Origin of the sequence: Dysgonomonas sp. HDW5A (assembly GCF_011299555.1) — a bacterium.
Taxonomy (GTDB): domain Bacteria; phylum Bacteroidota; class Bacteroidia; order Bacteroidales; family Dysgonomonadaceae; genus Dysgonomonas_A.
The window spans coordinates 868980-892084 of sequence record NZ_CP049857.1 but is presented as its reverse complement, the minus strand read 5'-3'; the positions used below and the strand labels follow the sequence as shown (position 1 = coordinate 892084).

The 23105-nt window shown below is 36.2% G+C and carries 24 protein-coding genes; 12 read left to right on the top strand and 12 right to left on the bottom strand.

Features of this window, described 5'->3' with window-relative positions:
* Window positions 1-69 precede the first annotated feature (69 nt).
* From rfbD to G7050_RS03685, 5 genes are all read right to left on the bottom strand, one after another.
* Window positions 70-1023 carry a dTDP-4-dehydrorhamnose reductase gene (gene rfbD, locus G7050_RS03705; protein ID WP_166111366.1) on the bottom strand — a complete coding sequence of 318 codons (954 nt, stop codon included), beginning with the start codon at window positions 1021-1023 and terminating at the stop codon, window positions 70-72.
* A 46-nt stretch (window positions 1024-1069) separates the two neighbouring features.
* Window positions 1070-1612, bottom strand: a complete 543-nt coding sequence (locus tag G7050_RS03700; protein WP_166111363.1) for a DUF4924 family protein — start codon at window positions 1610-1612, stop codon at window positions 1070-1072.
* Window positions 1613-1717: 105 nt separating this feature from the next.
* Window positions 1718-2611, bottom strand: coding sequence for a glycosyltransferase family 2 protein (locus tag G7050_RS03695; RefSeq protein WP_166111360.1), 894 nt, complete (start codon window positions 2609-2611; stop codon window positions 1718-1720).
* Window positions 2608-3156: an RsmD family RNA methyltransferase gene (locus G7050_RS03690; RefSeq protein WP_166111357.1), complete on the bottom strand. Its 549-nt coding sequence runs from the start codon at window positions 3154-3156 to the stop codon at window positions 2608-2610. The genes G7050_RS03695 and G7050_RS03690 overlap by 4 nt, the downstream gene beginning before the upstream one ends.
* Complete coding sequence (locus G7050_RS03685; RefSeq protein ID WP_166111355.1) at window positions 3153-3977, bottom strand: DUF3822 family protein; 825 nt, start codon at window positions 3975-3977, stop codon at window positions 3153-3155. The genes G7050_RS03690 and G7050_RS03685 overlap by 4 nt, the downstream gene beginning before the upstream one ends.
* Before the next feature lie 121 nt (window positions 3978-4098).
* On the opposite strand from G7050_RS03685, the gene G7050_RS03680 reads away from it, so the two are divergent.
* The 11 genes from G7050_RS03680 to G7050_RS03630 all read left to right on the top strand — a co-directional run bounded on the left by G7050_RS03680 (window position 4099) and on the right by G7050_RS03630 (window position 14224).
* Window positions 4099-5514, top strand: a complete 1416-nt coding sequence (locus G7050_RS03680; RefSeq protein ID WP_166111352.1) for an ATP-dependent RecD-like DNA helicase — start codon at window positions 4099-4101, stop codon at window positions 5512-5514.
* Window positions 5515-5696: 182 nt separating this feature from the next.
* Window positions 5697-6245 (top strand): RNA polymerase sigma factor, encoded by a 549-nt coding sequence (locus G7050_RS03675; RefSeq protein WP_166111349.1) that lies wholly within the window; start codon window positions 5697-5699, stop codon window positions 6243-6245.
* Window positions 6242-7567, top strand: coding sequence for a hypothetical protein (locus G7050_RS03670; protein ID WP_166111346.1), 1326 nt, complete (start codon window positions 6242-6244; stop codon window positions 7565-7567). The genes G7050_RS03675 and G7050_RS03670 overlap by 4 nt, the downstream gene beginning before the upstream one ends.
* A 62-nt stretch (window positions 7568-7629) precedes the next feature.
* Window positions 7630-8424: a hypothetical protein gene (locus tag G7050_RS03665; RefSeq protein WP_166111343.1), complete on the top strand. Its 795-nt coding sequence runs from the start codon at window positions 7630-7632 to the stop codon at window positions 8422-8424.
* 170 nt (window positions 8425-8594) lie between these two features.
* A complete protein-coding gene (locus G7050_RS03660; RefSeq protein WP_166111340.1) occupies window positions 8595-9338 on the top strand; it encodes a hypothetical protein in 744 nt (247 codons plus the stop codon).
* Window positions 9339-9575: 237 nt separating this feature from the next.
* The gene (gene rplM / locus G7050_RS03655) at window positions 9576-10031 is read left to right on the top strand and encodes a 50S ribosomal protein L13 (protein ID WP_166111337.1); all 456 of its coding nucleotides are present in this window, start codon (window positions 9576-9578) and stop codon (window positions 10029-10031) included.
* 5 nt (window positions 10032-10036) lie between these two features.
* Window positions 10037-10423: a 30S ribosomal protein S9 gene (gene rpsI / locus G7050_RS03650; protein WP_050710317.1), complete on the top strand. Its 387-nt coding sequence runs from the start codon at window positions 10037-10039 to the stop codon at window positions 10421-10423.
* A gap of 193 nt (window positions 10424-10616) precedes the next feature.
* Window positions 10617-11459 (top strand): 30S ribosomal protein S2, encoded by an 843-nt coding sequence (gene rpsB, locus G7050_RS03645; RefSeq protein WP_166111334.1) that lies wholly within the window; start codon window positions 10617-10619, stop codon window positions 11457-11459.
* Between the two features lie 195 nt (window positions 11460-11654).
* Window positions 11655-12479: a translation elongation factor Ts gene (tsf, locus tag G7050_RS03640; RefSeq protein WP_166111332.1), complete on the top strand. Its 825-nt coding sequence runs from the start codon at window positions 11655-11657 to the stop codon at window positions 12477-12479.
* 354 nt (window positions 12480-12833) lie between these two features.
* Entirely contained in the window at window positions 12834-13472 is a 639-nt protein-coding gene (gene pdxH, locus G7050_RS03635; RefSeq protein WP_166111329.1) for a pyridoxamine 5'-phosphate oxidase, read from the top strand.
* A 158-nt stretch (window positions 13473-13630) separates the two neighbouring features.
* Window positions 13631-14224, top strand: coding sequence for an RNA polymerase sigma factor (locus tag G7050_RS03630; RefSeq protein ID WP_166111326.1), 594 nt, complete (start codon window positions 13631-13633; stop codon window positions 14222-14224).
* Here the strand turns inward: G7050_RS03630 and dinB are convergent.
* From dinB to G7050_RS03615, 3 genes are all read right to left on the bottom strand, one after another.
* A complete protein-coding gene (dinB, locus tag G7050_RS03625) occupies window positions 14205-15275 on the bottom strand; it encodes a DNA polymerase IV (RefSeq protein ID WP_255499252.1) in 1071 nt (356 codons plus the stop codon). The genes G7050_RS03630 and dinB overlap by 20 nt on opposite strands.
* 80 nt (window positions 15276-15355) lie before the next feature.
* Complete coding sequence (locus G7050_RS03620) at window positions 15356-15778, bottom strand: DUF2752 domain-containing protein (protein WP_166111320.1); 423 nt, start codon at window positions 15776-15778, stop codon at window positions 15356-15358.
* A gap of 7 nt (window positions 15779-15785) precedes the next feature.
* A complete protein-coding gene (locus G7050_RS03615) occupies window positions 15786-16160 on the bottom strand; it encodes a TM2 domain-containing protein (RefSeq protein WP_221412821.1) in 375 nt (124 codons plus the stop codon).
* A 228-nt stretch (window positions 16161-16388) separates the two neighbouring features.
* Between G7050_RS03615 and G7050_RS03610 the strand changes: the two genes are divergently transcribed.
* Window positions 16389-19004 (top strand): valine--tRNA ligase, encoded by a 2616-nt coding sequence (locus G7050_RS03610; RefSeq protein WP_166111317.1) that lies wholly within the window; start codon window positions 16389-16391, stop codon window positions 19002-19004.
* Window positions 19005-19055: 51 nt separating this feature from the next.
* Here G7050_RS03610 and G7050_RS03605 read toward each other — a convergent pair whose 3' ends face one another.
* Genes G7050_RS03605 through G7050_RS03590 form a run of 4 tightly spaced genes read right to left on the bottom strand, consistent with a single transcriptional unit; the run spans window position 19056 to window position 23103 of the window.
* Window positions 19056-20459, bottom strand: a complete 1404-nt coding sequence (locus G7050_RS03605; RefSeq protein WP_166111314.1) for a DUF6056 family protein — start codon at window positions 20457-20459, stop codon at window positions 19056-19058.
* On the bottom strand, window positions 20452-21390 hold the full coding sequence (locus G7050_RS03600; protein ID WP_255499251.1) for a glycosyltransferase family 2 protein: 939 nt from the start codon (window positions 21388-21390) through the stop codon (window positions 20452-20454). Before G7050_RS03600 ends, G7050_RS03605 begins: the two co-directional genes overlap by 8 nt.
* A complete protein-coding gene (locus G7050_RS03595; protein WP_166111311.1) occupies window positions 21387-22418 on the bottom strand; it encodes a glycosyltransferase in 1032 nt (343 codons plus the stop codon). The genes G7050_RS03600 and G7050_RS03595 overlap by 4 nt, the downstream gene beginning before the upstream one ends.
* A 1-nt stretch (window position 22419) precedes the next feature.
* Complete coding sequence (locus G7050_RS03590) at window positions 22420-23103, bottom strand: cytidylyltransferase domain-containing protein (RefSeq protein ID WP_166111308.1); 684 nt, start codon at window positions 23101-23103, stop codon at window positions 22420-22422.
* Window positions 23104-23105: the final 2 nt, after the last annotated feature.

Genomic DNA, 23105 nt, shown 5'->3' with positions numbered 1-23105 from the left:
TGATACTACAATATTACAAAAAAGGCTGCACTACTAGTACAACCTTTGCATTTATTTATGAAGATAACTTTACTTGTTTAGTTCGTCTACACAAACCTTCAAACTATCTTCCCATTGAGGGATTTCTAATTCGAAAGTCGCTTTTATCTTATTTTTATCTAAAACACTATAATTCGGACGACTTGCTCTCGTTGGGTATTGGTCAGTAGTAATAGGGCTCACTTTACAAGTTGTGATGCCCGCTAATTTGTGAATGGCTACAGTAAAATCATACCACGAGGTAACTCCTTCGTTCGTATAATGATAAATACCCGCTTTGAAGTGATTGTATGATTCGCTATGGTCTAATATTTTCACTATTGCTTTAGCTAAATCAGCAGCATTGGTAGGGCTGCCTGTCTGATCGGCAACGACATTCAGAGCGTCTCTTTCTTTACCCAGTTTAATCATCGTTTTTACGAAATTGTTTCCATAAATAGAATACAACCATGCTGTGCGGATAACAATAGAATCGGGGCATACTTCGAGTAAAGCAGCTTCACCTTCATGTTTTGATTTTCCATATACCGATTTAGGATTTACCGGATCGGTTTCCAGATAAGGTCGGTTTCCTGTACCGTCAAATACATAATCGGTAGAAGTATGAATTACTTTAGCTTCATTGTTGGTTGCTGCTATTCCTAGATTACGTGTAGCCTCTTTGTTTATTTTATAACATAGCTCAATATCATCTTCGGCTTTATCAACAGCTGTATATGCAGCACAGTTTACAATGTATTTGATATTATTATCTTTTACAAATTGTTCAACAGCTTGTAGGTTGGTGATGTCTAATTCGGCGACGTCGGTGAAGATAAAATTCAAATTAGCCTCATGATCGGCTGTTACACGTCTAAGTTCACTGCCTAATTGACCGTTAGCACCTGTTACCAGTACGTTCTTGGGAACTAATTGAAAAACGAATATATTTTTTGCTGATTTGTCTTCATCATCAGCTTGTTTATTTCCTGAGAAAAATGCCATTATCGTTAGTTTTTATTGTTATTTGATATCTTTTGGTAGAGATAACTTATATCTCCAACTTACCTTCTTTGTCTAAATGATATCTGTTAGATAGCATCCTAAGCAAAGAACTTATCTGAGATATTGCAGCCTGTGTTTCACCTGAAATTTCCTTTTGTTGCAATCTTAATAATAAGAATCCGTATAACGCGGCAAAGCAAGTTTCGAGTTCAGGAGTACTTTTATCCTCTGATTTAGATCTCAGCTCTACAATAAATGGCAGAGTCTTATAGTAACTGGCAATATACTCGGGTTCTTTAGGCGACTTAAGCAATCTCAAATGAAGATCGGTAAGGTCGATTATAATATTTTGATTGATCTGAAGATGTCCGCTTTCTGTCTTACTTTCGAGTTTCATCATCTCGATTAAGCCTTCGTACCAATCTCTGATTTCATTCTTTATATCATCCGGTTGCTCAAACTTGTCTATAATATTCTTTTGAATAGATTCGATATCAAGTTTATGTGCCCTTATTATATCTTCAACTTGCCACATATATAGCAAATATTCTGCAATATTTTCGTTTTTCTTTTGTTTGGCTATCAGCATTCTGTTTACTTTAAATAATATAAGGTCTCAGATCTATTTATTGTCTATTCAAGTATAACAACGATTGATGGTTATTGCTTAAAATATGACATTAAATACCTTCTGCTACTTAGAATAATTACAAAGATAACCGAGTTTATACAGATCGAGAATAAATAAACTGGGTTTCTTTCCTAAAAGATTCTTAATGAAACGATTTTTCATCAATCTAAATAGTATAGAAATTATATAAGTGAGTTTCAATTTGTCAATCAGATTCTTTGTTTGAAGCAGTTTCACCGTGTTTGACAAATCGGAATTGTTACTTGTTTTGGATTGTTGTAATGAATATAAGTTTTGAATAGATATTCGGGTTCTTTCAAGAAACTCCTCATTGGATATCAGTCCTGTATGGATTAGAGGATTGTCAACTTGGGTAATATGAAACCCCTGTTCTATTATTGTTGAGTGGAACATTACATCTTCATACCCATATTCTTGTAGATCCTCGTTGAATGGATGAAGCAATAATACCCTCTTATCTATCATGAAATTGAATGTAGAAAAGAATTTATCAGAGTCTTGTTGGCGTTCTTTTATCGAGATAGCCTCTCTCTCTACACCGTAAAGCCATCGCAAATAATATTCCGGACTATAACAAGGCAAATATTTGCAACCTCCATAACAGATAACTCCGGGTGACCGCAATCGGAGATAGGTTGAGATGAAATGGGGAGAACACAAAAGTGCATCATTATCTATAAATAGAAGGTAAGGGTATGCTGCCTTGTGAGGAAATAAATTTCGAATAGCCGATCTACTGATGTTTATCGGAAGTTCTTCGTAAGATATGTTGTCAAATTCTGCTAACTTTCGATTGATCTTTTGAAAGTGTGATCTCGAAGCGTCATCAATCAATATTATTTCATATAAACAGTCCAGAGCCTCGCATTGCAGGTATAGGTCTGTTACCAGAGTGGTAACGTCATTGTTATATATGGGAATACATATCGAAATCATTCAGCATCTTCTTCTTTTTCGAAAATAGAAAAATTGACACTGCCATACACTCTCTTTTCTTTGTAAAAAGGCGAAGACGAAAAATCATCAGATTTAGAGTGTTCCATGATAAAGGTACCTCCCGGTTTAAGTAGATTTTTCTCTATAATGAGTTTTGGAACCTCTTTAAGGAAAGGCAAATCGTAAGGTGGATCTGCAAATATAAAATCAAACTGGTCTTTAGATATTTCAAGAAACTTAAAAACATCCATTTTGAAGATTCGCAGTTCCTTGGCATCAAGTAAACCTTTAGTCTTTTCGATAAATGAATAGTTAGGTGGGTATTTTTCGACACAGGTAACCTGAGGGCATCCTCTTGATACAAGTTCGAAGCTTATACTGCCTGTTCCTCCAAACAAGTCCAATGCTTTTACATCTTCCCAATCAATAGAATTACTTAGTATGTTAAATAAATTCTCCTTGGCAAAATCGGTAGTTGGTCTTGCTTTAAAGTTCTTAGGAAGGTCTAATCTACGACCTTTATATCGTCCGCTAACAATTCTCATAGGGTTGCTAATATTAATAAATCAAGAGGGGCTTTTCTGCTGTCTGTTCCCATAAATTCAACTTCACTGGGTACTCCCACGGTTTCTATGCGTTTGATATAATCGCGAAGGAGTGGAATAACCGACTTCTCGGAACCTGCAAAGTCCTCAAGGATATAAAGGTAATCCTGATTCTGGTCAAAATTGCATTTATCCCAGATATTTAGGATAAAATATATCAGATTATGCTCATTTTCGTGTTGGAAGGTTATTGCATGCAGAAGTTGTGATGCCTCATCATAGCAAAATACATCCAAAAATTCGTTGTGAAAATTGAGGTACATTTTTGATCTCTTTTCTGTCATACGATTTTTTCCCTCGATGTATTTCATCAGTAAATTGGAATGATGAAAGAAATGGGGGTTGTATAAACTGCGCATCAAGAATTTATAGATTTCCTTATCTGCATTAAATAATGTGATATTTTGTTGAATCGGATCGGGGCTTATCAGTACCTGCTCTACTTGTTCTTGATGAGTAAAGTTGTATAAAGCTTCTTTCTTATTCTTTTCAAACAGATATTGAGGTGCAATGTCATATTCTTTCGAAACAAAAACTACATTTGTTTGTTTGAAGACCTGTGTCAGAAAATTATAATCGAATATGATGCGTTGTATATTGCTAAGCCTGTCAGACTCGTTCGAAAAAGATTTCTCCCGATAACAATAGTTACCACCCATGCGAGGTTCATGTATGGAGAACGATAAACCGTTGGGTGTTATACGGATTGTCAGGATATATTTTTCCGATTTTCCGAGATCAATATTGTCAGGTAAAAACATAATATCTTATTTAATGTTTACAAATTTAGAAAAAGAAACTTTATGTGCTATTTTTATAGCTTAATATCTCTTAGGTAAGTACAGCAGTCGCCCCAAAGGGATGCCCCTAATCAATATATAAATGTCTTTAAATAGTTTTTTCTTAAATCAGATCAAAAAGAATTTTCAGTTCGAGCCAACTTCCGAACAGGCAGAAGCTCTGGATATGATTACCGACTTTTTGTTTTCTCGAGTATCTGATAGTATATTTCTCTTGAAAGGGTATGCCGGAACGGGTAAATCCTCATTAATTGGAGCTTTGGTGAAAACTATGACTGACTTTGAGCAAAAAACAGTGCTGCTTGCACCCACAGGACGTGCAGCAAAAGTCTTTTCGAGCTACTCCAGTCACCCTGCATTTACGATCCATAAAAAGATATACAGACAAAAACGGTTTTCGGGCGAAGCTTCAGGATTTGTTCCTATGGATAATCTACACAAAGATACTTTATTTATTGTAGATGAAGCATCGATGATTAGTAATGATGGCATTGACTCTTTTAGTTTTGGAACGGGACGTGTTTTGGACGACTTAATTCATTATGTATATGGTGGTGAAAATTGCCGTTTGTTACTTATTGGAGATGAGGCTCAGTTGCCCCCCGTAATGCAGGAGTCGAGTCCGGCTTTGCAGATAGATATTTTGAAGGGGTATGGACTTGATGTTTTGAGTACTACAATGACGCAGATTGTGAGGCAAGCCGGAAATTCGGGGATATTATTTAATGCAACTCATATACGCAATGCGTTGCTGGAGAATACAACTGAATTGTTTCCCAAGCTGAAACTGGATGGCTTTGATGATATACGAAAGGTTTCGGGCGAAGAATTGATTGACGAAATATCGGCAGCCTATGATCGCGATGGTATTGAGGAAACTATGATTGTATCGCGTTCCAATAAGCGAGCCAATATTTATAATGAAGGAGTACGTAACCGAATCTTATATCGTGAAGAAGAATTGTCGTCAGGAGATATGTTGATGGTCACAAAAAATAATTATTTTTGGACTGAAAATATTGAGCAGGTCGATTTTTTGGCAAATGGCGAATTGCTTGAGATTTTAAGAGTTAGAAGGACACAAGAAATTTATGGTTTTCGGTTTTGCGATGTTTTGGTGAAGCATCCCGATTATGATATCGAATTGGAGATAAAGATACTTATAGATACCTTGCATTCGGAAACAACAGGTCTTTCGCAAGAAAAAAATGCCGAGTTGTTTTATAATATATTAGAGGATTATGCTGATATTACAACCAAGAATGGCAAAATGCAGAAAATGAAAGTGGATCCTTTCTATAATGCCGTTCAAGTAAAGTACGGATATGCAGTTACTTGCCATAAAGCACAAGGAGGAGAGTGGACAAATGTTTTTCTTGATATAGGGTATATTACCGAAGAACATTTAGGAATTAATTTCTACCGTTGGTTATATACTGCCTTAACTCGTGCCTCTAAACGACTTTATTTGGTAAATTTGCCGGATGAATTTCTGTAAGAGGAGGTACTTTCAATAGTGCTTTCATGATAATAGCAGAGGGTGATAGTTTGTATTAGCTAAAGTAAGCAAATAAGTCAGAAGCCTTAATTCTTAATATTTTGTTAATTTAATAAAAATACAACAACAGGAAGCAACATTCTGGGGTTGTATTCATCTAATAATTGAACCTAAAAATCCGGATGGAAGAATTGCAGCTAATACAGGGATGCAAGAAACAAGATCGTAGGTCACAGCAAATCGTTTACGAACGATATGGGCGTGTGATGTATGGGATATGTCTTCGCTATTCGTCGGATGCCGAAACGGCTCAGGATTTATTGCATGATGGATTTATAAAGGTTTTTACACATATTGTCTCTTACGAAGGAAAAGGTTCGTTTGAGGGATGGATGAAACGGATTTTTATAAATTTGGCGTTGGAAACAATTCGAAAAGATAAGATAAAGAAACAATATTCGGAAGATATTGAAAATCTATCGGATGCAGATGAAATAAGGGATGATTCGGATGATGATATAGACAAAATATCGGAGTCGGAGTTGATGAAGATGGTACAAGAATTGCCTCAGGGGTATAGATCGGTTTTCAATTTATATGCTATAGAGGAATATTCGCATAAAGAAATTAGTGAGGCTTTGGGTATAGCCGAAGGAACATCCCGCTCACAATATATTCGAGCGAGATTATTATTGCAAGAAAAGGTTAAAGCATATTTAAAAAAACAATGAAAGCGGATAAAGATCACATAAAGGATGTCTTTTCTTCGAAACTGAAGGGTTTTGAGGCTGACCTTCCTCCGTCATTGTGGAATAAGATTGAGGCTGACCTTCCGGTTCAGGCTCCCATAAAGCCATCTCTAAAGAAACCCGTTTACAGGATTCTGAGTTGGGCTTCTGCAGCGGCTGCCGTGATTTTTGCAGTTCTATATTTTATACCTCAGAATAGTGAGAATACTCATATAGCGAAGGTAATAGAGGATAAAACGATTGAGAAGAACCGTTCTTTTGCACAGCTTAAAGTTGACGATCGGGAGGATAATTCCGATAATAAGATAATAAAACAGGTAAAAACTCAACCGACTTTGAGTTTGTTGGCTACTACCTCTGGTCAGTTCGTTGCTAAAACGAAAACTGTCTCGTCTGCCGGGAAATTGTCAGGAAGTATATCCTCAGAGGGTGTTGCTCCTGTTGAGAATACAATAGCAGAAAATAGAGTACAGGATGTGCAAGATATTTATGTTGCTGATGCTGCAAAACAAGAAAACTTTCAGCCGAAAGATCCGGACTTTGAGCGTGAATTAAAATCTAAAATTGAAGCATTTGCTGCCGCAGGGGATGAATCGAAAAATATATTAGCAGATAATAATACCCGGGTAAAATCAGAGAAGAAAGGTGATGGTTCTAAGGGTATTGCTATTGGTGTTGGTGGAGGAGGAGGTTTTTCTAAATCGAATGATGTTGCAAACACATTTCGATATGCGAATGCCGCTTTAGCTTCTGATGGAATTTATACTCTAAGAAGCCAGCAGTTCAGGTTGGAACATAATCAGCCCGTCTCTTTCGGGGTAGCTGTGAATAAGAAACTAACCAATAAGATATCTCTTGAAAGTGGTATTGTTTATACTTATGTTTCTGCCAGAATCAGAATGGACGGGCAGTCGGAATACAATCAGAATGATCAACAATATTTTCACTACTTCGGTATTCCATTATCTGTAAATTATAAGCTTGCAGAATGGAAGAAGGCTCAATTTTACACATCGCTGGGAGGAATGATTCAGAAAGATTTCTACGGGCGAATAGAGAGTAAGAGTAGTATTGATGATCTATTAAATTCGGAACGTTCGTCGAAGCGTAACATATCTCAAAGTAGACCTCAATTTTCAGCTACGGCATTGATGGGTATCTCTTATCCGTTGTATAATAAGCTATCTGTTTATACAGCCTTTGGGGGAGCTTATTATTTTCAGGCAAATAATGAATATGAAACTATATTTTCGGATCGTAAGTGGCTGTTTAACTTTAATCTTGGATTGAAGTTTGGTTTTTAGAGATATGGGTACGATGTATTAAGAATAAATAATATGAATAATAATAAAATACTTAATTAATCATGAGAAAGACATTTTTATATGTGTGTGCAGTGGCTATGTTAGCCATTATTTTACCTTCGTGCTTAGGAGATAACGAGTCAACCTATCAAGGAACCAGAGAGTTTGGGGTCATAAATATTGCTGATAATGGGGTAAAATATGCTGCAGTAGGTAGCGGTCTAAATCAGGGAATGTACGTAACTTGGGATGGTATCTCTACATATGGTAAAGATGATGCTGTATTACTAACATATAAAGTTAATAGTAATAATGTAGTCTCGGGTAATGTGTTAATGGCTGAATATGCTACAGTGGCAGAAGGAGAGTCGTTCCCCGTAGCTGATCAAAAAAATATTAATATTCAAGTTGTGGATACTACAAAGCAGGCAAATTCAGCATTTTTTAAAACATTTAATCTGAATAAGTACTCATCAAATAATTTCTTTTCAGACAGATGGTTGTTTAGCTATACTGCAGGGTTAAAAGATGGAGAAGTTTTGACTGCTAGATTTTATTATGATGCAACTAAGCAGGTGCGGAAGAATAAAACAGCTCTACCTGATAATGCCGCTATTGTAGATGTTGTTTTGACTAAAAGTGGAACAGCTGTAGGGACGACTACAAAAACTGAGGATAAAATGATTGTTGCTGATATGACTTCTTTAAGAAGAGCTCTTCAACCTTCTAATTTAGATACTGATGTAACTAAAAGTATTTGGTTCAGAGTAATGAGAGAAGATTCTAAAGTTGATGCCGGATATGCATTAACGTATATCGAAAATGCCGGATATTTATTATATTCTAAATCAAATTAATCGGAACTTATATAGTTTGACTGAAATAAGGGCTTGCATTGTGCAGGCCTTTATTTATTTTATATGACTAAACGTAACATGTTTATTTTGTAATTTGTTTGGTGGTACTTTTTTATTATATTCGTAAAATATCAATTTTATGTTGATTTAATAACTAAAACCTTACAAACATGAAAAAATTAATCTTTATTTTATTAGGAACTTTTTTCTTTATCGCATGTTCTAATGAGGATTTTGAAAATGCCCCTAAAAGTATGCCTTCTGAGGAGACTGGCAATTTAGAGTTTATTTATCAAGGAGTAATGTATTCTACACCATTCTATTTTGATAATGATTCAATTCCAGTATTTGAAGATGTGGAAGTGGGCAAGATTTATGAAGAGATAAATGGATTACCTAATGTAGCAATTCTTGTTAGTAAAGATAAGCCAAATGAGTATTTTGATGATTATGAGAATTTGCAAAAAGAGTTAAGTATAAGATTTGATGGTACGAACTCTGTTTCTAAATTGAGGGCTGCTCCTATGATTCCTTGTGAAGTTAAACTGTATGATAAGGCGAATTATTCGGGAAGAATGGTTTCCTTTACATTAATGCCTTTAGGGGGAACTACGGCTTCCAACACTAATGGTGCTAATAATTTAAATTATTATCCAATGACTGTATCTCAAGTTATGTCATTTGATAATGTTCTTACTTCTGTTACGATTAAATCAAGTAATTCAAGTTATAATAGTTTAACTGCTACGTTTTTTGATAATCCTTATTATCAAGGCAAATCTTTAACTTATTCGAATTTTAATACTTTGAATGAAGCAGACTTTAGTAAATACCAGCATACTAAACCTGGTTTTTTTCGCCATTCTAAAGACTGGAATGAAGTTATATCTTCAATACTAATAACCTGGAATTGAATTTGCTGTGTGGTTATAATGTCTAGAAAGGTTGCATTATATAATTTAGTGCAACCTTTCTTGTTCCTTTTTTTGATAATTCGCAGGAAATCTGTATCTTTGCGAGCCGATTATTATAAATGTGAATATAAATATTTGATATATAGCTGGTTGTTTGCTTAATAAGTGTCCTTAGTAAATAAGTAAAACCGATATTGTCAAATAAAAGTCATTAACCAAATTAAAAAAATAAAGAAAGTGGATACTTTAAGTTATAAGACCATTTCTGCAAACAAAGCAACTGCTAAAAAAGAATGGGTTGTGATTGATGCATCAGGTCAAACTTTAGGCCGTTTGGCTTCAAAGGTGGCTATGCTTTTGAGAGGAAAGTACAAGCCAAGCTTTACTCCCCATATTGATTGTGGAGATAATGTTGTTATCATTAACGCTGATAAGGTAGTTCTTACAGGTAACAAATGGACTGATCGCGTATATTTGAGATATACAGGTTATCCAGGTGGACAACGTGAAACAACTCCTCAAGTTTTGATGGGTAAAGGTGCAGATCGTTTGATGCATAAAGTAGTTAAAGGTATGTTGCCTAAAAATAAATTAGGTGCAGCTTTATTGAAAAATCTTTATGTATACGGTGGAGCAGAGCACAAACATGATGCTCAACAGCCAAAAGTAATAGATATTAACACTCTTAAATAATAACAATGGAAGTAATAAATGCAATCGGAAGACGCAAAGCTGCAGTAGCACGCGTATACCTAAGCGAAGGAACTGGGAAAATTGTTATCAACAAAAGAGAACTGGCAAATTACTTTCCATCGACAATTCTTCAATATGTTGTAAACCAACCTCTAAATAAATTAGGTGTTGCTGAGAAATATGACATTAAGATTAATCTGAACGGTGGTGGGTACAAAGGTCAAGCAGAAGCTGCTCGTCTAGGTATTGCTCGTGCTCTAGTGAAGATCAATGCGGATGATAAACCTGCTCTAAGAGCTGAAGGGTTTATGACTCGTGATCCACGTGTTGTTGAACGTAAAAAACCAGGACAACCTAAAGCAAGAAAGAAATTTCAATTCTCAAAACGTTAATTTGGATATGGCTTTCTCCCTCGGACATTTGCTTTTGGTTGCATAAGTTCATAGGCGAGAGTAGAAATATAGATGTAGATGATACATCGATCAAAAGTTACGTTTAGTATCTAAATTGACGGGACTTCATAAGTAGAGCTACCCGACAATTCAATTTACAGAAAAAGAAAGTAAACGCATTAAAAAAACAAAAATGGCAAAATTAGAATTTGACCAATTATTAGAAGCTGGTGTACACTTCGGACACTTAAAAAGAAAGTGGAATCCGGCGATGGCTCCTTATATTTTTATGGAGCGTAATGGCATTCACATTATCGACCTTTACAAATCGATAGCAAAAGCTGATGAAGCTGCTGCTGCGATGAAACAAATAGCAAGATCGGGTAAGAAAATTTTATTCGTTGCGACTAAAAAGCAAGCGAAAGAAGTTGTTGCTGATCTGGCACTTTCTATAAATATGCCTTACGTGATTGAGCGTTGGCCAGGAGGTATGTTGACCAACTTCCCAACTATCCGTAAAGCTGTGAAAAAAATGTCGACTATCGACAAAATGATTAAAGACGGTACATTCGATACTCTTTCTAAAAGAGAAAAACTTCAAGTAACTCGTCAACGTGCTAAACTTGAAAAGAATTTAGGTTCTATCCAAGATCTTACACGTTTACCGGCAGCTTTGTTTATCGTTGACGTATTGAAAGAAAATATTGCAGTTAAAGAAGCTCAACGCTTGGGTATTCCTGTATTTGCTATGGTAGATACAAACTCAGATCCTTCTGATATTGATTTTGTTATCCCTGCAAATGATGATGCTTCTAAATCTATTGAAGTAATTCTATCTCACCTTTGCGATTCTATCAAAGAAGGTTTGGAAGAAAGAAAAGTAGAAAAAGCAGACAGTACTGCAGCTGAAGCACAAGAAGACGGCGCTAAAAAAGACCGCAAAAGAACTACAGCTAAAAAAGAACGCACATCTAAAGATGATGATGATGCTTTGAAAGCTGCTGTTACAAGCAAATTCGTTAAAGACGAAGAATAATAATTATACTAAAGGTTAAGAGTAAGTGCTAAGGGATAAATCTTTTGGGCTCACTCTTGACCTTTTGCTTTTTTAAGAAAAAGCAAGTATTTAATATCGTATTTGAAAGTAATAACTGCCAGTCGAGATTATGCTTGCCAAAGTAATAAAAAGGTCTTAGACCTAGAATATTAATAATCAAAAATATATAAAGATATGGCAATTACTATGGCTGATATCCAAAACCTTCGTAAAAGAACAGGTGCGGGTATGATGGATTGTAAAAGTGCATTGACAGAAGCAGAGGGTGATATCGAAAAAGCAATCGAAGTAATCCGTAAAAAAGGACAAGCTTTTGCTGCAAAACGTGGCGATCGTGAAGCTTCGGAAGGATGTGTACTTGCTGGTACAAACAATGATTTTGCTGCAATTGTTGCAGTAAGATGTGAGACTGACTTCGTTGCAATCAACGCTGAGTTTGTTGGTATGACTACTTCTATCTTAGATGTGGCATTAGCTAATAAACCTGCAAATTTGGATGCCTTAAATGCTCTTGAAATCGGAGGTCGTAAGATTTCTGATGTTGTTGTAGACCGTATGGGTATAACAGGAGAGAAAATGGAAATTGGTGCATACGAAACTATTACTGCTCCAACTGTAGTTGCTTATGTACACCCAGGAAACAAATTGGCAACAATTGTAGGTTTCAACAAGGCAAATGTAGATGCTCAAGTAGGAAAAGATGTTGCTATGCAAATTGCAGCAATGAATCCTGTAGCATTGAAAGCTGAGCATGTATCGGAAGAAATCAAACAAAGAGAATTGAATCTTGCAAAAGAAAAAGCTCTTGAAGCAGGTAAGCCTGAAAATCTTATTGATAAAATTGCTGAAGGTGCATTGACTAAATTCTACAAAGAGTTTACTCTTCTTCAACAAGAGTTCATTAAGAACCCAAAACAAAATATTGAACAATATCTTCAATCTATAGACAAAGAGTTGACAGTTGTTGAGTTCAAACGTATTACTTTGAATGCTGAGTAATTCAGTTAAAAAGAATTGATAAAAAAGCCGTTCCAAGTTTTGGAGCGGCTTTTTATTTTTTAGCAAAAGTAAACTATGGGGGAAGCATTGTTCTTGTTCTGCATTAGTTTTTACAGATCAATCGTATTTTCCAGAAAACAGCAGATGCTGATGAGAATTGAATGTATTATCTGGGTAGGTATGTATGATAAGGTGTATATACTTTCTTGAAATAAAAGATATATATTTGAATGTTGAAAAGAATATAGAGGTTATACAAAATGTAGATAATGTGTTGAACTTGTTACTTGATCATTCATTGAATAATCAAGTTGAATATGTATCGATAGTTAAAAAGAACTTAATAGAAAACTAATGATTGATATATCAGATTTACGAAGAGATTTTACACTGAAAACCTTAGACACTCAAGATGTTTTGCCGGACCCGGTTCAGCAGTTTGAGATTTGGTTTAAAGAAAGCCTGGAAGCCGAGGTGTTAGAGCCCAATGCAATGAATCTGGCAACAGTAGGACTCGATTTGAAACCATCGTCAAGAGTTGTATTGTTGAAACAAATTAGAAAAGGAGGCTTTGTGTTTTTTACAAACTACGATAGCCGAAAAGCTAAGCAAATAGAAGAGAATCCAAATTGTGCATTGACTTTCATCTGGAACGAACTGGAGCGTCAGGTGAGGATCGAAGGCCGAGTTGAGAAGATACTACCGGAGGAATCCGATTCTTACTTCGAAAGACGTCCTATTGGCAGTAAATTGGGTGCATGGTCTTCTCCACAAAGCTCGATTATTCCTAGCCGCGAATATTTAGAAGGGCTAGTAGCTGATTTTGAGAAGAGATTTGCAGATGTTGATGTAAAAAGACCTGATAACTGGGGAGGTTATTTGGTAAGGCCTATTCTTGTCGAATTCTGGCAAGGACGTAAAAGTCGATTACATGATAGAATTCAGTATACTAATGTTAATGGCGATTGGGAAATTAACAGATTAGCTCCTTAATTGTGCAATCAAATAAGAAAAGTTAAAAATATATCAGGAAAATAGCCGTCAAAGATTTGCAAATACGAGATAAATGCTATTAATTTGTATTTAGTTATAAACCAAAATTACAAAGCCTATCGAAAAATCATTACTCATAGTAACTTAGACATATAGTAATGGATGTATTAAAGGACATGACTGATGAAGAATTAGTTATTTCTTATTCGATTGGTAATAATCTAGCTTTTGATGAACTTCTTCTTCGTCATCAAAAGAATGTATATAATTACATATATTTTATAATAAGAAATAGAGAAATGGCGGAGGATGTTTTCCAGGAAACGTTCATTAAAGCTATTACAACTATAAAGCAAGGTCGATATACCGAAAATGGTAAGTTTAGAGCATGGATAATGCGTATTGCTCATAACCTGGTGATAGATTATTTCAGACAGGAAAGAAGCGAGAATACAGTTTCTAATGATGAAACTGAGATTGATTTACTGAATAATGCAAACCTATGCGATAATACGATTGAGGACAGGCTTATTTATAGTCAGATCTTGGAAGATGTGAAAAAGCTGATACATTACTTACCTCCGAGTCAGCGTGAAGTCCTCGAAATGAGATATTACCAAGAACTAAGCTTTAAAGAAATATCGGAACAAACCGGAATAAGTATCAACACAGCTTTGGGTAGAATGCGTTATGCCATATTGAATATTCGTAAAATGGCAGAAGAACACGGGATTATTCTTTCTGTTGGTTAAGATCATCCCAATCCTTAAAATCTAAAGACAATTGTATTGCATCGTGCCAAATGACGTTATCTACATTTTTTATACTTAAACCCAATAAGCGTACTTTGGCTGAAAGATCTATATCTTTCATTAATTCAAATCCTGTATTGTATAATGTGCTATAGTCGGTAACTGCGGCTATTAGAGTTTTACTTCGTGTAATTATTCTGAAATCAGCATATTTGGCTTTTAGGGTAATTGTACGTCCGAGAAATCCGCTTCTCTCAACTCTATTGATTACATCTTGGGCTATTTCATCCAGTTCTATGGCAAGTTCATCCAGCGATTCGATGTCGTTACTGAACGTGTTTTCCGCTCCTACCGACTTTCGTTCTCTGTTTGGTTCTACTTTGCGGTCATCGATAGCTCGTGCATTCATATAGTACATGTGACCTGCTTTTCCAAAATTGGCAACTAATTCGGTTTCGCTTCTCGATTTTAATTCTAAGCCGTCTTTTATCCCTAGTTGATGCATCTTTTGAGCAGTTACTTTACCTACTCCGTAGAAACGTTCGATGGGCAAGCTTTCAACAAAAGCTTCGGCATCTTTGGGTCTGATTACAAATAATGCATTGGGCTTTTTGTAGTCGGATGCTATTTTGGCTAGAAACTTATTATATGAAACCCCAGCAGAGGCGTTTAGAGAGGTAGTTTCATAGATCTTCTTTTTGATCTCTTTAGCTATTTGAGTGGCATAAGGAATGTTTTTATGGTTCTCGGTTACATCCAGAAAAGCCTCATCCAGCGACAGAGGCTCAACCAGGTCGGTATACTCCAAGAATATATCCATAATCTGATTCGAAACATATTTGTAGACATCGAAGCGGGCGGGAACGAAGATCAAGTGAGGACACTTTCTCAAAGCTGTTTTAGAAGGCATGGCAGATCGTACTCCATACTTCCTTGCCTCGTAGCTGGCAGCGGCAACCACACCTCTGTCACCGGCATACCCTACAGCAAGTGGCTTGCCTTGATATTCCTCATTGTCTCTTTGCTCAATAGAAGCATAAAAGGCATCCATATCTATGTGAATGATTTTCCTCACATGCAAATTTAGTGAAATAGAGCGTGTCTTTTAGTTAAAGAACAGGGGAAAGTTGCTTATATTTTATGGGCAATATTTAAGATCCAAGTAATGAGAAGGACTGCAAAAAGAGGAATCTTATATTTTAACTTTAAAGGGCGTCGTATTGTTTTGAAGAAAGTTTCCCGACCTCTTATCAGATCATAAAAGAGCCAGCATAAAGAGAGTGCAATTACCATGCTGAGGGGAATACACAGAATGTTATAATAAAGAGATTCTGAAATATTTCCCGATAATAATGCGAGAGTTGCCCGTCCCATACCACATCCGGGGCAGGGGATACTTGTCAGCAACTTAAAGGGACACGATGTTATATGTTCATGATGCAGATTATAGTCCATGAACAATAACGCCAAATATCCTCCCATAATAGCAAGGATCGCTATGATTGTATTGAAAGGGTATTGGCGTGATTTTATTACCAGAGAATGGAATCTCAAGGCTATATTACTTGATTCTATTTACAGTTTGAACTAATAGATTATAATTATATTCCTTAGTTCTATCTTGAATGATAAACCAGTCTATAATCATCCAAATATAAAAACCTCCGCAGGTCAGTAATTTGAGCACTCCCAATCCTGTATCGTTAAGTATAAACCTGTCGATGCCTAAGAGACCTCCCAAAAGAGATATAATCAGCATCATTGTAGGATCTTTAAAGTCTTGAGACAGCAAAGCCTGGAACTGAGCATCAGTAAGATTTGGTAGCTCAGCTATAATCTGATTCAATTGATAAGGAGAGAATTTTTTGCCGTTAGTAGCTAAAAACAAATTTACTCTGGCTTGATCAATAGATGCTTTAGGTTCTGAATATTCCATATGTGTTCTTTATTATATTGTAAGAATCAAATATAGAATAAAAAATCACACAAAACAAAAAACATAAAAGGTGTGTGCCATCAAAGTAAAACTATAAATCTCATGTTGTAGCTAAAAGTGATAACTATTGATCGTTATTATATTTGTCAAAGCAATAAAAAGGTCTGAGACCTTATTTATCTACAAACATTTTTCGTATTTTCGCAGTTCGAAAAATATTTTTAAGTTATGGAAATTGCAAGTAAGTATAATCCTGCGGAAGTAGAGGATAAGTGGTATGAGTATTGGATGAAGAACAATCTTTTTCATTCAGAACCAGACAGTCGCGAGCCGTTTACTGTCGTCATTCCTCCTCCCAATGTCACAGGTGTCCTTCATATGGGGCATATGTTGAACAATTCGATTCAGGATATACTAGTCCGTCGTGCACGTATGATGGGCAAAAATGCTTGTTGGGTTCCGGGTACCGACCATGCATCTATTGCAACAGAGGCTAAGGTTGTAGGTCGACTGGCTTCACAGGGAATCAGTAAGAAAGATCTTACACGTGACGAGTTCTTGAAACATGCTTGGGAGTGGACTGATGAACATGGCGGAATTATTCTTCAGCAATTGCGTAAACTAGGAGCTTCGTGCGATTGGGAACGTACATGTTTTACATTAGACGAGAAACGTTCCGAAAGTGTATTCAAGGTATTTGTTGATCTTTATAAAAAAGGTCTTATCTATCGAGGTGTTCGTATGGTTAACTGGGATCCTACGGCCAAAACAGCTTTGTCTGACGAAGAAGTTATACACAAGGAAGAAAACAGTAAATTATATTATTTAAAATATAAAGTTGAAGGTGAAGATGGATTTGCAGTTGTAGCAACCACTCGCCCCGAAACTATCTTTGGTGACGTTGCTGTTTGTATCAATCCGAATGATGAGAAAACAGCACATCTGAAAGGTAAGAAAGTAATTGTACCTATTGTAAATCGTGTTGTGCCGATCATTGAAGATGATTATGTCGATATGGAATTTGGAACAGGTTTCCTTAAAGTGACTCCGGCCCATGATGTAAATGATTATATGTTGGGTGAAAAGCATAATCTGGAAGCTCTTGATATTTTCAATGACGATGGATCTCTCAATGCGCACGGGCTTCAATACGAAGGTATGGACAGATTCGATGTTCGTAAGAAAATCGAAAAAGATTTGTTGGATGCCGGACTGTTGGAAAAAGCCGAAGCCTATACCAATAAAGTAGGCTACTCGGAGCGTACCAATGTACCTATCGAGCCTAAACTGTCTATGCAGTGGTTCTTGAAGATTGATGGTCTAGCAAAACCCGCTTTGGATGCAGTTGAAAACGATACTATAAAATTCTATCCGGCACGATATAAGAACACATATCGCCATTGGATGGAAAATATCAAAGATTGGTGTATCAGCCGTCAACTTTGGTGGGGACATCGTATTCCTGCCTATTACTTGCCCGAAGGCGGTTATGTAATTGCAGAGACTCCCGAATTGGCCTTGATCGAAGCTCAAAAGAAGAATCCAAATCTGAAAATGGAAGACCTTCGTCAGGATGAAGATTGTCTTGATACTTGGTTTTCATCGTGGTTGTGGCCTATATCGGTATTTGATGGAATAAATCAACCGGATAATAAGGATATAGAATATTATTACCCTACAAGTGATTTGGTTACAGGTCCGGATATTATTTTCTTCTGGGTGGCTCGTATGATTATGTCAGGGTACGAATATCGTCAGAAACCATGTTTCCAGAATGTATATTTTACAGGTATTGTTCGTGATAAGCAAGGACGTAAAATGTCGAAGCAGTTGGGTAACTCACCCGATCCTCTTGAGCTGATTGCCAAATATGGTGCTGATGGGGTACGTATGGGATTATTGCTTACAGCACCTGCCGGAAACGATATTCCTTTTGATGAAGCTCTTTGCGAGCAAGGTCGCAACTTTAACAGTAAGATATGGAATGCTTTCCGCCTAGTAAAAGGGTGGGAGGTAGATAGCTCTATAGAACAACCCGAATCGTCAGCTATTGCAGTGAAATGGTTTGATAATGTATTGTCTAAAACAATTACCGAAATAGATGATTTATTCTCAAAATATCGTTTGTCAGAAGCATTGATGCTTGTTTACAAACTATTCTGGGATGAATTCTCTTCTTGGTATTTAGAGATGATTAAACCTGCTTACCAAAAGCCGATTGATGCTAAGACATATAACGAAACACTGAATTTCTTTGATTCATTATTAAGAATGTTACATCCTTATATGCCATTCATAACCGAAGAATTGTGGCAGGCTCTTTCTGAAAGAAAAGAAGGGGAAAGTATTATGGTTGCTCTTATGCCAACTGCTAAGAATGTCGATACCGATCTTTTGAATGCATTTGAAAAGGTAAAGGAAACTATTTCGGGTATCCGTACTATCCGATTACAAAAGAATATACCGAATAAAGATTCTTTAGAATTGGAGATTATCGGAGAGCATAATGATGCTTATAATCCTGTAATTGCTAAGATGGGTAATATTACAGAGATCAGAGCCGTAAATGAGAAAAATCCTCAAGCAATGTCATTTCTGGTTGGTACAACAGAATTTGCTGTGCCTATGGGTAATAATATTGATGTTGAGGCTGAGCTTGCTAAACTCGAGGCTGATTTGGTATATCAACAAGGTTTCTTAAATTCAGTTATGAAAAAGCTGGGGAATGAGAAGTTTGTAGCCAATGCAAAAGCTGATGTGGTAGATGCCGAACGCAAAAAGCAAGCAGATGCTGAAAGTAAAATCAAGACAATAAAAGAAACTATTCAGAGTCTTAAAAAGTAAAATTTTATATTTATTATATGAAAAAAGCTCTATCATTTGATAGAGCTTTTCTTATTTTACAACTACAGAGTTGATCTCATAATATGCTGAAAACATTCTGTTATGCCAGTCATTCGGATCATAAGAAAGCTCGAAGTAGTGAAAGAAACGTCCTTCGGGAAATATTCGGTCATTAAACACGAAGTCCTTGATGCCTTCTTTCTTTCCTTTTTCTATGACACTTGCTCTTGCTTGTAGTATTTTTTCTGCATTCTTAAGTTCTTGATATCCTCTGTAATAATCGGCAATAAAGAATAATAATCCGAAAACGATGGTTGTATAAATTACCTGCTTAACTAAAGCTTTCGAAAAATCAAGATTAGCATACAAAATACATATTGCGACAAAGAATAGGGTAATAATGCCGAAAGCTGCCCTTCCCGGAAAGATTGGAGATGCTGACATGGCTAACGTAGCCACAATTGCTCCCAGAACGAAAACTGCTGCGACAAATACAATCGGTTTATCGGTTTTCTTTCCAAAAGAACGGTAAAAGCACAATGTAAGTGCAAATATAAATGTAGGTACTAATACAAAGTAATAATATCCGGCAATTGCAGCAGCAAACCGACCGATAAAAATGACTATAAATGATTCGTTAATATGTTCTTGCGACAAAACATTATTCATGCGGGCGTAATTGCCCGGAGCAGCAATCATTATCACGCACCCAATAACAGCACCTATAAGCCCTGTAATTGCCCATAAGGGAATCTGTTTATATTTTACTTTGTAATATATCACAAAGGTGGTCAGCATTACTATAAGAGCAACTGCCATATTCTCATTTGTCCAACCAGCAATAATACCCGCAGGAAAGAACAAGGCAGCTTTTAGATAACTATTACTATTGGGAGATAATGCTTGCTTAGTATATGGTACTAGAAAGCACAAAATAATAAGTGTACCCCACAGATAATTGGCACTTCCCGTAATCCACAGTATGGTAGACCCAAAAGCCGGTTGAAAGAACCAGATAAGTAAGTTAATCGATAAAAGCAATGATGGTCTTACCTTATTCGATTGGTTAGTCATATAATAGATCACCAGTGTGAAGGCTATGTATACCAGGCTATTGATGAAATCGCCAATAGATATTCCTGCCAAAAGGAGGCTTTGTGCTATTATATGTACTACCGTACGTCCTCCCCATGTAAAATAATGCTCGTATTGAGTATATAAAATATCAGAGAAGCTTTTTACTTTGGTCTGGCCGTCAGGTAAGAGGCAATAGTTCCAATCGTCCCCGAATATTGGGTGTAAAATGTTGAGTATATATATAAGAATAAAGGATGAGACAATAATCAGTCCGAAGCATACTCTTTTGACAAGAGGCTTACCGAAGAAAGAGTCAGCCTTATGAAGCGTACTACATAAGGATTCCTTATAATTATATATTTTATCAGCTTTAAGCATCCTGTTCTGTTTCTTTCGCTATGTATATCGGACGTTTTTTTGTTTCCAAGTAAGTTTTTGACAGGTATTGTCCCAGTATCCCCAAACACAATAACTGTATACCTCCGATGAAGAATATAGCACAGATCAAAGACGGATAACCGGGAACGGGATCGCCCCACAGCAATGTCTTGGTAATAATCATGCAAATCCACACAAGGGAGATAAGGAAAAATACAAACCCAAAAATAGAAGCAATAGCCAAGGGGCGGGTCGAGAAAGCAATAATACCTTCAAGTGAATAAAAGAACAATCCCCAGAACGACCATTTGGTTTGTCCGGCTACACGTTCTACATTTTCATATGCAATCCATTTGGTATCGAAACCCACCCATCCGAAAATACCTTTCGAGAAGCGGTTATATTCTCCCAATTTTAGAATAGAATTAACCATTGGACGTGTCATCAACCTAAAGTCTCTTGCTCCGTCTACAATCTCGGTATCCGATATTTTATTGATGAGCTGATAAAATTTCTTTGCAAAGAACGAACGGAGAACAGGCTCTCCTTTACGGTCTTCGCGGCGTGTTGCTACACAGTCATACTCTTTTTCCTGAAGAGTTTGGTACATCTCGATAAGCAAGTGAGGAGGATCTTGAAGGTCGGCATCCAACATGGCAATATAGTCACCTGTTGCAGCTTCTAACCCTGCATAAATAGCAGCTTCTTTTCCGAAATTACGAGAGAAAGAAACGTATCTTACTCTATTGTCTTTTTTTCTGAGAGCTTTAATAACCTCAAGTGTTTTGTCTTTTGATCCGTCATTAACAAAAATGAACTCAAAATCTTGTCCACTCATTTGTTGAGCTACCCTCGTAAGTTCTTCATACAAGTACGGAAGAGCTTGCTCTTCGTTGTAGCACGGGACGATTGCTGATATTTTATCCATCATAGAACCTTGTTTTTGTATAAAATTAAGGAGTTGAAAAGGTTTAGTAATAAAATAAGACGGTATTTAATCATCCCTATTATTAAATCTCCTTTTAGTCCTGATTTTTCTCTTTGTATATATTTTATAGACAATCTGGTATTCGGATTGTTTATTATTTTCTTAATATTTTTATATCGTTGCCAAAAACTGTTGTCGTTATTAGTGAAATATTCGTTGTTGATAGATGTTATCGCTCTTAATACATAATCATTACTAATACGTTGGTTTGCTTTTATGATAAATGAAAGAGATTTGGTTTCAAAATACTTTTTCTTTAAATCATCTAGAAAGATAAGTTCCTGTTGCCAACGTATTGGGTCGTATCTGTTGGATAGCGATTCGTCATTTACCTGATAGTGATAAAGAATATCATCTATAAAGAACATCTTGTTTGCATGAAGCATGGATGTTATGGTAAACAGTCGATCTTCGCACCTTCTCAACTCCTTATTGAAGCGGATGTGATTCTTCTCAATCAAATCTCTTTTGAATAGATGAACCCAAAGAACACCAAGTATAAACATACCTCCGAATTTTTCTGAACCAATCATCGGAAGGACTATTTCTTGTTCGAAACGATCACCGGAGTATTCGCCTTTGAAAGGCAGCCAATTTAATATCTCGCCTTTTCTTTTGGCATTAAATCTCAGTATATCTATATCATTAGCTAGATAGGGAATTAGCGTCTCGTATGTATTGAGTTCAATATAGTCATCGGGATCAACAAAGCTTATATAATCGCCTGTTGCTGCATCGAGTCCTGCATTACGAGCAGACGATACACCAGAGTTCACTTGATGTATAACTTTAATCCGATTATCGTTTTGAGCATAATTATCACAAATATCTCCCGAAGAATCCGTTGAACCATCATTAACAAGGATAATTTCTAAAGAGCTGTATGTCTGACTCACAACAGAATCAAGACAACGTCCCAGAAATTGTTCCATGTTATAGATGGGGATTATTATGGAGATAGTAGGAGTCATATTAAGGCATTAATTTGTTATAAATGGCTTCGGCTATAAAGAAATCTTCTTCCCAATCGATGTCAAAAGAATCTATATCGTTATTCTCAAATAGAAACGGTTTTTGACCAATCCTGTCTTGCAAATTTCTGTAAATATCTATATCTGCTAAGAATATTCCACTATTGATTTCGTAAAGAGGTTCAATAGTCTGGGTTCTTGGCCATTTTTCGTTGTTTCGGTCATAATTAACAGCCCCCTCTTTATTCCATATGAAAGTTCGAAGGGCGGTAACTGACATAAGTGAATCATTTTCACCTTTTGACAGAGCATCTTTGTAAACATTGATGGCTTCTTCATATATTTTACCATCAATAAAAGGAGACGTTACATGAGTCCATAGAACCGCTCCTTCACTAATGATGGTGGGTACATATTTTACCAAATCATCGGTAGATGTGCTTGATGTCGCCAGATGTTCGGGACGTCTGTCTATTTTTATTTTATCGCTTGATAATGTTTCTGCCAGTTGAATTACTTCTTCGTCATTAGTCGATAGAACTATAGTATCAATTGCATTACAAGCAATCAGTTGTTGTAATTTAATTTTTAAGAGTCCTCCTTCGATTCCGGCAAAAGTGCGGGTGTTTTTATGTGGAACTCTCTCGCTACCTGCTCTGCATGGCAGAAAAACTGATATTTTCATTT